Origin of the sequence: Leptospira meyeri (assembly GCF_004368965.1) — a bacterium.
Lineage (GTDB): Bacteria > Spirochaetota > Leptospiria > Leptospirales > Leptospiraceae > Leptospira_A > Leptospira_A meyeri.
Genome location: NZ_SORO01000001.1, coordinates 1,446,114 through 1,460,485 on the forward strand (window position 1 = coordinate 1,446,114; position 14,372 = coordinate 1,460,485).

Annotated in this window: 12 protein-coding genes; 3 read left to right on the forward strand and 9 right to left on the reverse strand. The window is 39.5% G+C overall.

All coding sequences use genetic code 11. The features are described 5' to 3' along the window. Positions 1 to 13: 13 nt before the first annotated feature. The 5 genes from CLV96_RS06705 to CLV96_RS06725 all read right to left on the reverse strand — a co-directional run bounded on the left by CLV96_RS06705 (position 14) and on the right by CLV96_RS06725 (position 3,752). Positions 14 to 481 (reverse strand): LIC11177 family protein, encoded by a 468-nt coding sequence (locus tag CLV96_RS06705; RefSeq protein ID WP_004787193.1) that lies wholly within the window; start codon positions 479 to 481, stop codon positions 14 to 16. 49 nt (positions 482 to 530) lie between these two features. Then, complete coding sequence (locus CLV96_RS06710) at positions 531 to 1,478, reverse strand: rhomboid family intramembrane serine protease (protein ID WP_004785482.1); 948 nt, start codon at positions 1,476 to 1,478, stop codon at positions 531 to 533. 180 nt (positions 1,479 to 1,658) lie between these two features. Next, entirely contained in the window at positions 1,659 to 2,357 is a 699-nt protein-coding gene (locus CLV96_RS06715; protein ID WP_004784539.1) for a Crp/Fnr family transcriptional regulator, read from the reverse strand. Positions 2,358 to 2,422: 65 nt separating this feature from the next. After that, positions 2,423 to 3,241, reverse strand: coding sequence for an enoyl-CoA hydratase/isomerase family protein (locus CLV96_RS06720; RefSeq protein WP_004787080.1), 819 nt, complete (start codon positions 3,239 to 3,241; stop codon positions 2,423 to 2,425). Further along, positions 3,225 to 3,752, reverse strand: coding sequence for a hypothetical protein (locus CLV96_RS06725; protein ID WP_004786380.1), 528 nt, complete (start codon positions 3,750 to 3,752; stop codon positions 3,225 to 3,227). The genes CLV96_RS06720 and CLV96_RS06725 overlap by 17 nt, the downstream gene beginning before the upstream one ends. Before the next feature lie 92 nt (positions 3,753 to 3,844). Between CLV96_RS06725 and CLV96_RS06730 the strand changes: the two genes are divergently transcribed. Beyond that, positions 3,845 to 5,134: a PilZ domain-containing protein gene (locus tag CLV96_RS06730; RefSeq protein ID WP_004785185.1), complete on the forward strand. Its 1,290-nt coding sequence runs from the start codon at positions 3,845 to 3,847 to the stop codon at positions 5,132 to 5,134. On the opposite strand, the gene CLV96_RS06735 is transcribed toward CLV96_RS06730, so the two are convergent. From CLV96_RS06735 to CLV96_RS06750, 4 genes are all read right to left on the reverse strand, one after another. Next, a complete protein-coding gene (locus CLV96_RS06735) occupies positions 5,126 to 6,289 on the reverse strand; it encodes a tetratricopeptide repeat protein (protein ID WP_004785992.1) in 1,164 nt (387 codons plus the stop codon). The genes CLV96_RS06730 and CLV96_RS06735 overlap by 9 nt on opposite strands. Before the next feature lie 84 nt (positions 6,290 to 6,373). Further along, positions 6,374 to 8,926 (reverse strand): penicillin acylase family protein, encoded by a 2,553-nt coding sequence (locus CLV96_RS06740; protein WP_004787511.1) that lies wholly within the window; start codon positions 8,924 to 8,926, stop codon positions 6,374 to 6,376. Between the two features lie 3 nt (positions 8,927 to 8,929). After that, positions 8,930 to 10,132 carry a hypothetical protein gene (locus tag CLV96_RS06745; protein WP_004786726.1) on the reverse strand — a complete coding sequence of 401 codons (1,203 nt, stop codon included), beginning with the start codon at positions 10,130 to 10,132 and terminating at the stop codon, positions 8,930 to 8,932. A 70-nt stretch (positions 10,133 to 10,202) separates the two neighbouring features. Further along, a complete protein-coding gene (locus tag CLV96_RS06750) occupies positions 10,203 to 10,859 on the reverse strand; it encodes a lytic transglycosylase domain-containing protein (RefSeq protein WP_004784248.1) in 657 nt (218 codons plus the stop codon). Positions 10,860 to 11,022: 163 nt separating this feature from the next. Between CLV96_RS06750 and CLV96_RS06755 the strand changes: the two genes are divergently transcribed. Further along, positions 11,023 to 13,404, forward strand: coding sequence for a HAMP domain-containing sensor histidine kinase (locus CLV96_RS06755; RefSeq protein ID WP_004785247.1), 2,382 nt, complete (start codon positions 11,023 to 11,025; stop codon positions 13,402 to 13,404). A 146-nt stretch (positions 13,405 to 13,550) separates the two neighbouring features. After that, complete coding sequence (locus tag CLV96_RS06760; protein WP_004787627.1) at positions 13,551 to 14,357, forward strand: hypothetical protein; 807 nt, start codon at positions 13,551 to 13,553, stop codon at positions 14,355 to 14,357. Positions 14,358 to 14,372: the final 15 nt, after the last annotated feature.

Here is a 14,372-nt window from a genome sequence, read left to right on the forward strand (position 1 = left end):
TTGTTTCGAAATTTTATTTTCCGAAACGTTGGTTGAACATTCGTACGAGTTCCGAAATAGAATCTTCTACATATTTAAAATGTTTGGGTTTCATTGGATCCAGAGGCATCATATCATGAATTTTTTTATAACGATCAAAGGATTCGCGAATGTATTCTAAATACTTTTGGCTTGTGATTCCATAACGTTTGAATAAAGATTCGTTTTCTTGGAACATCCGCTTAAAATCTTCCGCATAGGTTCCATCATTTAAAAAATAAAACCGCAAATCTGTTTTTGCCTGAGAAAAAACAATATCGATATTGGTGATAAATTTGGATGTTTTTGCTGGTTCTGTAGTTTCCGGGCTTTGTGCTGATAACTTAGCGGCCGCTTGTTCGATCGCTTTTTGTTCGGAAACACGTTTTTCTTTTTCAAATTCTTTGGCTAATTTTTCGCGTTTGAGAACCTCTTCCACAGAGGATTTCTTTTCTACAGGCATATTTTCATTATCCCCATCTCAGGAGTCTGTCAAGGAATTAGACGAAAAATTATTCTTTTGCCTTACGAAGTGCACAATTTGCCAGCCATTCACAACGCAAACAGATCGGGTCCTCGGTGTTATACGTAGAAGGAGGACAAATATTGGCGTTTGTCACTTGCATTCCTTGTAAATAATTTATTACCGATTCTTTATCTTTTTTAGAATCAATCTGTTTCAAAACACCTTCATTGATCTTTTTTTGGTCAAGAAAGAGATCCTCTACTACCGCCGGTTTGGCTTTCTCTTTGATTTTGGACTCTCTCGGTGCTTCCCATTCCAGTCCTGGGATGTATGGCAAACTCCCTGGTTTGATTTGTTTTTGGAAAATTTTATAGAGAAGTAAAGCAGTGAGTGCCCCGCCCAAATGGCAAGTATTAGAAATGGCACCATTCCCCAGTTGTGAAATTACATATCCAATGACAAGGGAGACCCAAACGGCATTTTTTGCTTTTACTGGAAAAATAAATAATAAGAGTTCGGCGTTAGGATAAAAAATTCCAAAAAGTGCAAGTAACCCAAATAAAGCGCCGGAAGCACCAATGGTTTGAGTGGTCATTGATTCTAAAAAAGGAAGATTGCCACCTAACAACTCATTTAAATAAGCAGAAAGTACAACAAAAATTCCCGCTCCAATTTGTGAGGCAAAGTATAAAATGGTAAATTTAGTTTTGCCAATGATGGGGATGATGTTGGATCCCAACATATACATACCATACATATTGACTAGCAGGTGGAAAGGGATAAGATCCACAGCATGTAAAAAACCATATGTAAACACTTGCCAAACTGCACCACCTAACACAAAATCAGGTGTTAAACCAAATCGATAAATTAACTGTTGGTTTGCAAAGTATTGGAGAAAAAAAATAAGACAGTTGATGATGAGAATTACATTCAGGGGATGAAGGATGGGATTCCCAAATAAACTAGGACTCTGGCCTCGATTTCTAGACATGTAACTTCCAAAATCTAGATGGCTTAGAAAGAAACAAGGGAAATAAAAAAAGGGGGAATCCTTTCGGAAGCCCCCCGGGAGTGACTTAAGGTAAAATCAGGCAACAGACCCTACCTTGATTATCAATCATTTCTACCATCGGAATTCCGAGGTGGAGGCTTAATAGATTCAGGAAAAAATTTAGGCGATTTTTGAAAGGGAATACAAAGCTTCTCTGTTCAGAATATCAATGCGGTTTTTGTCGACAGAAATGAATTCTCTGGCTTTGAGGTCAGAAAGTGCCCGAACCAAAGTCTCCGTTTTGGTTCCGATGAATGTGGCGAGGACGTCACGTGTGACTTTGAGTTCCACTTGATTTTTTCGACCTTGGGCGTTGTCTAAAACAATTAGGATTTCTGCTAGTTTTTCATGGACTTGTTTGGTTCCAAGAGAAACCACATGTTCTTCCATCTCTTGCCATTCCTTCGCCATCTGTTTGAAAACTTCTTTCTGGAAGTTGGTATCATCCTTTACGAGAGCATCGATCAGATCTCCAGTGATATAACAAGCATGGGTGTCTTCAACTGCTACGACATTGTGATGGGAAACCGAATCAGAGATACAATCTCGAAATCCAACCCAATCCCCTGGGCCACTGAGGCGTAAGGTTTGTTCCTTACCACTTGCAAGTTGTACATAACTTCTGACAAGACCTGATTTGATGAAGAAAAAACCCGCAGCTTTTTCACCAGCTGAAACAAGATGTTTTCCTCTGGGGAAGACAGTGAAGTCTTTGCCTGCGTTGATCCTTTCAATGGTCTCATGCGCAGCACAGTGCAAGACATTGTGATTTTTATAATCACAAGCAAAACAATCAGGATTGAGTGGAAGATCCGCCATTCAGCTTCGGTATAACCCCTTGAAAAATCCTTGTCGAGCCATAATTTAGAAACTTTCTAAATTTTTCATTTGCCGGTAAATTTTGGTTCCCGCTTTTCTAAGATACTTTTGATCGTCTCTTTAAAGTCGTCCGAAATAAAGTTCCGCGCCTGGGATTCTGCTTCTTTTTTTAAGGCTGAATCCAACTGTTTCCAGGAGTATAAATTTCGCTTTAATTCCTGTAAGGCGAGAGGTGCAGCCTTTGACAATGACAATGCGAGGTCCATCGCACGATCATACACTTCTCTTTTGGGAACACTGTCAAGTGCAAGCCCACAAGATTTGGCAAACTTACCATCAAAGGTTTCACCAGTGAGTAATAACCTTCCTCCTAAACTTTTTCCGAGGAGTTCAGGGGAAAGAAAACTAGATCCCATACCTGGATGAATTCCGAGTCTTACAAAATTGAAAGAATACTTCCCTTCGTCTGCAAAAATTCGTAAATCACACCCAAAGGTTAAGGAAAGACCAGCGCCGATCGCATGGCCATTCACAGCCGCAATGACTGGAACCGGAAGTTTACGAACAGATAAAAAGAAACCATAGAATTTCCTCATATCACGCCTGTTTTGCGAGAAAGACTTTTCAGAAAAAGATCTTAATAAATTTAAATCACCTCCCGCACAAAACACATCGTTTCGACCGGAAATGATGACTGCTCGCGGAAGGACTTTTTCTTTTTTAATGGAATGGATCAGGTCAGCAAACTCTTCCCCCATTTTCCAGGTCATAGAATTGCGGGAAGTAGGATTGTTTAGGAAGATGGAAACAATCTTTCCGTCTTCAGTATCACGGGATTCAATTTCTAGGAATTCATACTCTTTGGTTTCAAATCGCGATTTCATCTATCTGAAAGGATTCGTACCAGGCTTTATCTTGTAAAGATAAAGGTTTATTCCCGATCTCCATATTTTCAAAGTAATTGAGTAAAATTTCTAGATGTTGGCTTTCCTGATCTTGGTTGGGGAGAAGAGAATCAATTCCTTTGCTTACCAAAACCTCTGCTCTAATTTTATCTTTATAATGATCTGGTTTTCCGCTAAAAATCAAATGCGCAGAGATTAAATCAAAACGAATGGTATCAACGATTCTTCGAAGTGAATCTTCTGATTCTAGAAAATAACGAGAGGCTACTTCTGTTTGAAAGTAATCACTCCAAGTAATGAGATCAGGCAAAGACCCGGTTAGTTCCAAAATCTTCTTTTGAGTATCTTCGTCAGTATATAAGGAACCGGCAAACCTTTCCACAATGGCGTACAATTCGGTAAGAATGGCTAATTTCTCCGGACTGAGGAGTCCTTGGCGGATCATTGGCAATAGTTCAGGATTGACTTGTTTTGGCAGAGTGAGTTCCATATACTTCCCATTTCGGCGAATTCTGTCGTTTCCCAGCACATTTTCCTTGTGAGAAAATCGATTTTCGCCTTTCGAAAATCGATAATTTTAGTATGGCAATTGGAAGAACCGATTCGATGCAGGAACTCATAACGATCCTAGAATCGTTATTTGAAGAGACTATCATCGGTTCTGATGTCAATATCGTAAAACATCTCTTTTATTATCTCAAAGCCGATAACAGAGAATTCGAATTTATCTACGAAGAGGACACCCTTGTCGCCGCTGTAGAAGAAATTGAATCTCATACAGTCACGTTAATGATTCCGGATTTGGTGGAACAAGGTTCCCGGCGAGCCCGTGTCCGTTTCGAAGTAATGAACATTAACTACCAGTTTGAGGTAGTCATTCTAGATATCCAAAAAGATAAAACGGTAATCAAAACTCCCACTGAGTTACAATCTTACCAACTCAGAACCAACAAACGAATTCCAGTGGATGATTTGTTTATGAACTTTATCATTCTATTTAGAAGTTTAACTGGTGGTTCGAGAGAAGTGGGGAAAAACCTTTACGCTGAAAGTCGGTTCCCTCATCTAATGAAAGAAGTACGAAAAGACAGGCCGGATAGCAAACTCATCAACGTGATGTTAACCGAGGCTATCGAACGAATTTCCAAAGATTATGAAATTCATTTTTTTCAACCGGATGAAAAACTAAACGAATACGATGACTTTGTTAAAAAAACCATTTTAAGAACTGGGAAATCCATTTATATCCCCGACTGTAATCGAATCACTTCCTATATCAATGACCCTGGGGATGATGTCCTCTTTAATTATTTCAATGAATATAAAGAAATGACAAAGGAATTTGGAGATGAATTTGCTTTAGAATACTTTGAGTCCATGCGCAAACACGAATCGAGAAATTTTTATGTTTCTTATGTGATTACACCCATTCGTCTTTATGAGGATGTTGTTGGTTTTATTAAAGTTTATTCCACTGCGATGGAAAGATTCACAATTTCCCATAACCAAGCAGTATATATTTTTGAACTTGCAGAAATCATCAGTTATGTATTCACAAAAATCGCTATCCAACATGGAAGTTATGAAACCATGCAATCCACTACAAAGGTTGTGGATATTTCTCTTGATGGTCTCCTCTTCGAAATTTACGACAAACGATTGTTTCAATATTTAAAACGTCACAATATCATTAAAATGTTTATCCCTTTAAGTAAGGAACGTACAATGATCATCCGAGGTGAAATCATTCGGTTTTTAGATAAGGGAGATCATTTCCATCTCGGGGTAAACTATTTCAGCTCTGCCCCTGATGATATGTTGTATTTGGAATCCTATTTATTTGAAAAGAGTATGAAAATTTTATCAGAGTGATCCTGATTGTTTTTCAGCTAGTCGAATGGCATTCAAAAGATCTTCAGACAAAGTAGTTTCTCCTGTATAATAAAGGCGTAACAACTTTCCGTGTTCAACTAGTTTATTTCGATAATCCGTCTCCTTGACAGAACCCCGTGTTTCTTTCCATTTTAGATTATAGAATTCACAAGCCAGTTTATGGAGATAATAATCTGATTTTCTAAGGGCATAGGCCTTTTGTAAATATTCTTCGGAACGTTCCGACCACTCTTCTCTTTTTTTACGACCGTCCACCCCAGTATCGGCCATATTCGAATGCAAAAGATTTAGAAAGGAAGTTTCAAAACTATAAAGCCAAACTTCATAATTTTTTGGGTAGAGAGTGCGTGCTTCTTTTGCCACTTGTGGCATCAAATCCAATTGTTTTTTGTTTTCTTTCCCTTCTACTTTAAAATAGAAAGTTAAAAATCGCAAATAATCAACCAGGAATAACAACTTTTCTTGTGCATTAGAAAATCTTTCTCTGTTTTTCCAAGCCATCGAATATTCAAATGCGGTTGATACATAACCTTCCCCATCTTTCCAATGAGCTTTACCTAGCGCATAATGAGAGTCAGGTGAACCTTGGTCAAGAGAAACAGAATGTTTGTACATTCTGAGGGCTTCTTCCATTTGCCCTTTGGCAAAATAATGGTCTCCTTTCTTTTTAGCCATAAAGGCTTCATCGTATTTTGTGGTATCTAGTAACCTTGCGGCTGTTACAGGGCGATCTTCAATGAGACGCAAATACCCTTCCCCTCGAACCTGCCATCCAAAAAAAGTAGTTTGGTAAACGGATTTTACTGTGATCATTCCCACGATGTTTCCATCGCGAAATGTTTTGTGGTCTTGGTTCTTTTCTAATAAATACAATGTTTGGCCAACTCGAATTCCTTTTGGGTCACCCACTTTAATAGTCACAGTATCGGGTCTTGTATCCACTTCCAGTTCCTGTGAAAGTGTATCCACTTCATAATAACTGGCTTTTTCAATCCCAACAACCTCACCCACAACAATCATCCGAAGAGGGTCAAGCGATGCCTGGCTACGGAAAGCAAAGGCCAACCGATCGGAAGACGATTGAGCAAAAGTTGCCGTAACAAACAAAATACAAAGGAGGAAGGAGCGAAACATCTGGTTTAAAGATCGGCTAAAATAGAATCTTCGGACGCAGAAAAATAGAAATCCCCACTGGCCCAGTGGGGATTTTTTCAGAAACTACTGAGGTCGGAATTCCAATCGGAATTTTCCGGCACCAACTTGTTCCTTGGAATACAAGATTTTCCTGTGGACCCCACTTATATAATCATTCACTAAGTTCCCATAAAATGGACTCGCAAGGTTTCCGCTATTTCCGATCGGAAGTTGGGTTACGGACTCCTCAAAACGGCCATAATCGATCACTCGTCTTTTGGATGGACCTGCAAAAGCAGTCCAATCCTCTTTCATCAGTTTGTATTTTAAATTATTTACCACTTCGGCACCACCGGCAGAAGGAAGAGGGCCAATATCAAAAATACCACCTATCAGTGGCAATACGCCAAGAGGATGTGGGTGTTTGATTTTGTATAAATTTTTCCATGTCCAGAGGCTTGGAGATGCTGAAAGATGTGCTTCTAAATACCTACCGGTTTCCTCAATGGATCTTTTTAGAATATCCTCTCTTGTTTCGATAATGCCTTCCGTTCGTAAGTCATCCCAATAGGGAGAATTTGTATTCCTTACAAATCGGCGGTAAGCATTCCAATACTCAGCCATATCTCCATATAACTCAAAATTGGCAGGGCCCATCTCATCAATTAACAATTCCCGAAGAGTGATGTAAAAGAATACATCGTAAACAGCAGCACCTTGAGACTCGGGGAAATGTTCAAAATTCCATTTTTTCAAAATTCCTAGAACCTTTTTCCCGTTGGGAGTTTTTGCTTCTTTAACGGTAGACAGAATGAGTTCCAAATACTCCGGTGCAAATGAAGAGACGGTATCATTCTGGATTGCCGCGAGGTCTTCCAAACTCCACTTCTCTTTTGTTTCCAAAATACCAACTAACCTTTGAAAACGATCAGGAGGTTGCCAGTTTCCATCTGGTTTTCCTAACCCGGGGAGAGATTTACTTGTCACTTGGTTGTTTGCCGTGACGATGATTCCATTTTTTGGATTGATGATCTTTGGATTGTCTTTTGCCGAAACATAACCAACCACATCATTATCGCCAGTAGATCCTTCTAAAATTTTACGAGAATTTCCCGATTTTAAAATCGGGAATCTTCCCACTGCATAATAGGCTATGTTTCCATTTTTATCCGCATAACTAAAATTAAGGCCTGGTGCCCCAATCATAGAAGAAGCAGAATCAAGTTCTGTAAATGATTTGGATTTTCCCATTTGAAAAAGAACATCAAGAAGTGGGTTTTGTAAATGATGGTGAGCCCAATACAAACTCACTGGCCTTCCCTTAAATCCTTTGATATGTTCTGTTATCAGAGGACCGTGATTCGTGATCCCCACTTCAAATGGAATTTCGGTTCCATCCTTTTTACGAATTGGATCGCGATAATAAGTTAATTCTTTCCATGTATTTCCTGTTTTAAATTTCCCATCTTCGATGGTTTCTAAATACAAATTAACATCATCTTGTTCCAACATGGTAAGTCCCCATGCCTTATCTCTGTTATGTGCGATGAGTGGAAATGGAATGATAGAAAGGAAATATCCATAATTTTCATACCCTGGATATTCAATATAGGCTTCATACCAAGCCCCAGGATTGGAAAGAGCGATGTGTGGATCATTGGCAAGAACGGCACCGCCACTTTCAGAACGACTGGGAGCGACAAGCCAAGAATTACTACCTTCTAATGGCTCAATCGGTAATTGTAATTGGCTCACAAAAGAGACAAGTTGTTTTAGATTTAGAACATCCTGGCCGCCCGATTGTTTTTTGCTCAGAAGATTTTGAGATAAATTCGGAGCTAGATATCCTTTCTCAGTCGGAGCAAACTTCGAGTTTTGTTTCATCGGTGGATTGATTTTTTCAAAATCCTGACCGTAAGCTAACCTCTGCACACCCGGTTGTGATTCCAGAATCGTAGCATTGGTTTCAAAATCATAACGCGGAAAAAGTTCGCTTGCAGACCTACCCTTTAGTTCCGACTCCATAATGGTGTACAAACTGTCCGATTTAATTCCTTCCGCAAAAGAAAAACCCATATAAAACAGGAAAGATATGGCATCTACTCGATCAAAGGGTTTCGGTTTGATTCCAAGAATGGTATACTCAATTGGCAAATTGTCTTCAGATAGGAAATGATTTACCCCATCCAAAAACCAGTCTAGTTGCTTCCATGCCTCAGGATAAATATGTTCCTTTTGATTGGCATACTCTTCCGCCGTTTTTTTTAAGAGAAGAGATTTCAAAAACTGATCTGTGGGAATGAGTTTTTCACCAAAAATTTCAGTGAGTTCCCCTCTCCCAATTCGTCTTTGTAATTCCATCTGGAAAATACGATCCTGGGCCATTGTATAACCTAATGCAAAATAGGCGGACTTTGCATCTCCTCCCACGATATGAGGAATTCCTGCTTCGTCTCGGATCACAGTCACAGGAGAAGTCAGTTTATCAGAAACAATCTCTCCGCTGTAACGAGGTGCTTTTAAGGCAACAAGTCCCCAAAACAAAAAATGTAAGGTGACGGGAAGGGTAAGAATCAAAAGGAGAAAGAGACTTAAATAAGGTCTCTTTCTGATGAATTTTTTAGTTTTTTCTAACATAGCTTATTGTAGTGCTTTGATTTGACGAATGCGATTTTGTTTGTCTGCAGAATCCCAAGCTGCATTCGAGAAGGATTCCACTTTATAATATTTTGTTTTGTACTCATCTTTGTACGGAACAACGAGTTCACGATCTGGTTCTGTTGTTTTTGCCGCTTGGATTTTTCTGAGACCTTCTGCCCCTTGGTTGAACCATTCGGGATCAATCGGTAAATTCACGCGGTGTCCCCGAAAGGATGTCGCAAGATATGGACCATCTAAATCTTTATCACGAAGAATTTTTCCAAAAAAAGTAAATTCAACTTCGTTAGAACCAGAAACCAAGTCACCATCATACACTGCATAGGCGATATATTCTCCATTCTTTTCGTCTTTTAAATTTGCTTCTAAATGGTATTTCCCTTTTTTATAAACATTCACCACTGCGCGAACAATCAGTGATCCATCTTGTAAAGAGTCTGAAAAAACTCCGTTAAATTCGGCTGGGATGGAAGGACTAGAAAAGAAACTAGAAGTCAGAGTTGTTTTAAGATTTTCTGGTCCGTAAGTGATTTCTGCAACAAGAGACATTTGCCCCCAATCGGCTTTTTGTGGTTTCCAAGAGAATGTAAAAATATTATCTCCTCTTGTTTGGTCTCCATCAGTTCCATTGTCATTCACAGAAGCGCTGACAACTCCATACCTTTGTCCTTCCCATTCTTTAAAAACTTGATGAGAATCGATAGATACTTTGACTCGATTTCTTGCTTTATCACGACATTCTAATGTTACATACATCATGTCTTTGTTCCCGATCACAGCCCAAGTTTTCGGTTGGAATAAACATACATAGCCGGTTGGTTCGTTCGTTTTTGGATCAATGGAATAGTCAGGGGAAGTTTCAATGATAAAAGGGAAAGCCAAATCATGATTCAGAATGGACATCGGTCTTGAGAAAGGAGGGTATTCAGCCCATTCTAAATATTTTTCTAAAATATATTCAGGTGTGGCGCCATCGTCAGGAATCCCACCGGATCCATCAGATCCACTTCCAGAACTATCATCACCTTGCGTTGGATCAGAGTTACGAGCCATCCTTTCTTGTCTGGCTTTCTCTCTAGCATCTTGATCAGAACCAACATTATCCTTAATGAAAAAGAAGATAAGGCCAATTACGACCAATATAACAACTGCTAGATACACACCGTATCTACGAATTAAATCCATACGCTCCCATCCTTTTGTTTTATAAAACGGATAAGAGCCTTGTCGGTTTTTAAACTATGTAAAGTAAAATTTAGATAGAAAGAAGACTGGCTACCGTTTCAGAAATCAGACTTTCTGTTGGAGTGGGCATTGATTTCCATTCTTCATAGTACCGGTACACCGATCGTGAATACTCTGGAATGCCTCCAAATCGTTTATAACCACCAAGTCCTGCATTATAAGATAACAGTGCTGCTTCTAGAGAATCAGTACGTTCGATTAGGTAATTCAAATAAAGAACACCTATGTATAGATTAGTTTCAGGGTCATATAGATCCCTTTCTCCAGAAAAGGGGATTCCTTCTTTTTCTGCAAGCCACCTGGCTGTTGTTGGCATCACCTGCATGAGACCAAGGGCTCCTTTATGTGATTTGGCTCGTCTATGGAACTGCGATTCTGTGTGCACAAGGCCTACCAAAAAACCTAGTTTATCATATCGCTCTTTTTGATTTCCACTCGGAAGGCGAAGGTTAAGGGCTGCATTTTCCATCGCTGAAACTAACTCTAATCTTTCTTGAAGAGAAAGACTTGGTCGGTTTTTGGCAATATATACCTCCAATTTCCGTTTGAAAGACTCATTTCGAAAAGAAAGGCCGGCTGAGCTGATCTTTCCATAAGATTCTGTTAGGAAAATGACAACCAAAAGGCAAGTTCCTAAAATTTGAGTGAGTGAGTTTCTTTTTCGCATCGGGTCCTCTTTCTACAGACTTTCATTTGTGCGTCGCACAATAAGCCCATGATTCCCTGGCCCCCCCTGGGGGCAAGAGTCTTTTTGTGCGTCGCACAACGAAAGCCGAAGAGAGAAACGAAATGCTTGCCGAAAGTCAATTGCTGGGGATTCCTGGATTGGCTTGGCACCCTTACTGAATCTTTATAGTTTTTTCTATTTTGGGCTCTGTTTGGTGAGCGGGATTGCCTTTGCCTATTTTATGTCCCGTAAAGAGGACCTAACGCCCACATTTCGTGGTCTCCTTGTCCCCTTGGCCTGCCTCTTTTTTTGGTCTGTGGCCTGGTCGATTTGTAATTCCTTTGTCGCACCTTGGACCGCTTATGTTTTCGTTTTTTTGAAAAATCCAGTCATTTTAGTTTTAGGAGTTGCTACTTCGAACCTAGCCTTTGGGTTTCAAGAAAATAGTTTCCCTCGCTGGAAAACATGGAGCCTTCGCATCCACACTGCCTTGGCCACGATGGCAATCCTTTCGAACGGAATTGGTTTTTTTTTCCGAGAGGTCCACTTTGATCCCAAAATGGAATTCTATGTTCCTAACCAACATTCTTCCTCTCCTCTCGTTCAACTATCCATCGTCTCCATTGCTGGTGTTTTGTGTTTGATTCTTGGTAATACAATCGCTGCACTCTCTGCAAAATATTTCTATTTTCAAGGTTCCAAAAAACGATACACAGGCGGATTTCTTTTTGCCATTCTAGGAATCCTATCTTTGGCATTTACCGACATTCTCGTCGATTTAAATTATTTCAGCAAACCGACATTTCTATTTTTACTCACTAACCTAACAATCATTATCATGACCATTCTTGTCTTGGTTTCACTGAATCAAGAGACGATTCCTTCGACTGTCGGATTCAAAATCATGACTTTCAACTTAACTGTTTTATATTTGATCCTTTCCATTGTTGCAAATTTTTTATTCAATCGATTCCGAATCGATTTTCAAAACGAAATGAGTCGCGAAAAACATAGTATTAAAACTCAACTGGAATTGGGTTCCAATTATCCGTTTGTTTATCTATCCGAACTGGTAATCGATATCCAGAACCAAAATTTCCGGATCAACAAAACGGAATTCACTGTAGAGAAAATTAAACAAAAAATAAATCGACCGGCAACTTTTGAATCCTTTCAGTTGGAGTCTTTTTCTAACGAACCAAAGGATATTTATTGGATATCTGATTTTTATGCAAAAAACCATCATTTTTTAGTCGCCATCCCTTACATCGAATATCGAAATTCAGTCCACCAAACTGTTGTTTGGCTAATAGTAACACTCCTATTCTCCTTATTTACAATCTTCATGTTGTATCCTGTTTTACACAAAACAAGTATTGTTTACCCTTTAACGAGGTTACTTGCAGGGATCCGAAAAATGCATTCTGGGGATTTGTTCGTTACTGTCAAAGTATCCAGCAGAGATGAAATCGGTGAGTTATCCAATAGCTTTAATGAAATGATTTCGATTGTACGTGATGCAAGGTTACAATTGGAACAAAAAATCGAAGAAAGAACGGAATCCTTAAACCAAACTATCTTAGAACTTAGAGAAACCCAAGAACAACTTTTACAAGCAGAGAGAATGTCCACTCTTGGAAAAATTGCAGCCAGTGTGGCTCACGAAATCAATAACCCACTAGCAGCGATTAAAGGGAGTATCCAATTTATTAAAGATGGGCAGATGAATGTGATCAGTTCTGAAAAAACGGAAATGGTAATTTTAGCAGAACAATTTTTAGAAGATTTTAAAACCCAAAAACGCTCTGAAGTCACTTCCCGGTTCAAAAGAAAAAAAGAACTCATTGCATTTTTTAAATCCAAATTAGTTCCCGATCCCATTTCTTTGGCAGACACATGTTTCGACTTTAAAATTGAAACCATTCCGGAAGAATACCAAAAGTTATTTGATTCAGAAGAAGGAAGAAACACCTTCCAATCGAAACTCAACGATTTTGTCATTGGGTTTCATTTAGGGATTATTGAAACAGCAGTTGAACGTGCATCCAAAATTGTTTTTGCCTTAAAACACCATTCTTATTCGGGCCCAAAAGAATCCCAAAAATTTCTCTCTCTGAAAGAAGGGATCGATTCAGTTCTTGCTATGTATTCTACTAGTTGGAAACAAAACATTGAGATCGATTGGAAAACCAGTGGAGATCCGGTGGTTTTAGGACATGCCGACGAACTCGTGCAAGTTTGGACCAACCTGATCTACAATTCCATCCAAGCTTGCCCCAAAGAAGGAGGTGTAATCCGAATTTTTCTGAAAGAAGAGGAAACGAATGCCCTCATCACAATCGAAGATAATGGAAAAGGAATCTCTTCAGACATCCTTCCTCGCATCTTTGAGCCATTTTTTACCACCAAAGAATTGGGAATGGGCACTGGACTAGGCCTTTCCATCGTCCAAAAAATCATACAAAACCACAACGGAAGCATCCAAGTGGAGAGCGAACCGGGCAAAACCCTATTCACAATCCGCATCCCCCTAGCAAAATCCTAGGTTTCAGTCCTAAAGATTGTCAGAGAAACCCTGACAATGGCAAATTTATGTTAAAAATTTGTCTAAATTTGTAAAAAAATTTCTTGTCAATCTTTTGCCAAACTTATAAAACAATGGGAACACACGTTCAGAAACAGGAAAACAAAATGCGAACCATACTAGCAACCATCACAGCATTTCTCTTAGTGGGATCCCTAAGTGCCCAAACATACACAGTCTTTATCCATGGAAAATCAGACAAAAACCACAATGGTGTTGGTACAACTGACGTTAACAGCTACTGGGGTTCTTCCGTTAATTCTGTAGGTGGAACAAGAATTTTTATTGGTTATGATGGAACAAGCGACCCAAGATCATATGGATCTTCCAGAGCACAAACAAACATTGCAACTGGGCTCACAAACTATTGCAAAGGTTCTAACTCTTGTAAGATTGTTTGCCACTCAGCTGGTTGTTATGCCATCGAATATTGGTTATCGAACCTTGGTTCCACTGCGTCTGCGAAAGGTTTCAACCTAACAAAAGTCACTGCCCTTGCAGCCGCTTCCGGTGGATCAGAACTTGCAAATGCCCTTAATGGAATCACTTTTGGATTTGGTGGGAACGCAATGGATAAATCTCTCATTGTCACTACCGCTCGTGGAGCCTTCAATCACAACAACACTGCTGGTGTTGCCGTAAACCACGTTCCTGGTTACAAAGGTATGATTGGTGCATCACTCATCCTTCCTGGAGAAGATGATTATGCTGTCGCATACCACTCTTCTTGTGGATACAACCGTGCTGGTGGCCTAAACAAATGCCAATCTTCTCTCACTCAATATGAAGGGCTCTGGCCTTTCGGATCTAACAAAACATACAACCAATACAGTGGACACTATCGTGCTCCGTCTGTTTCTTCAACAGGACTTTACCTCGACCACGGACAAATCAAAACCGAGGGTTGGAGATAAGTTTTTTAGGAATCA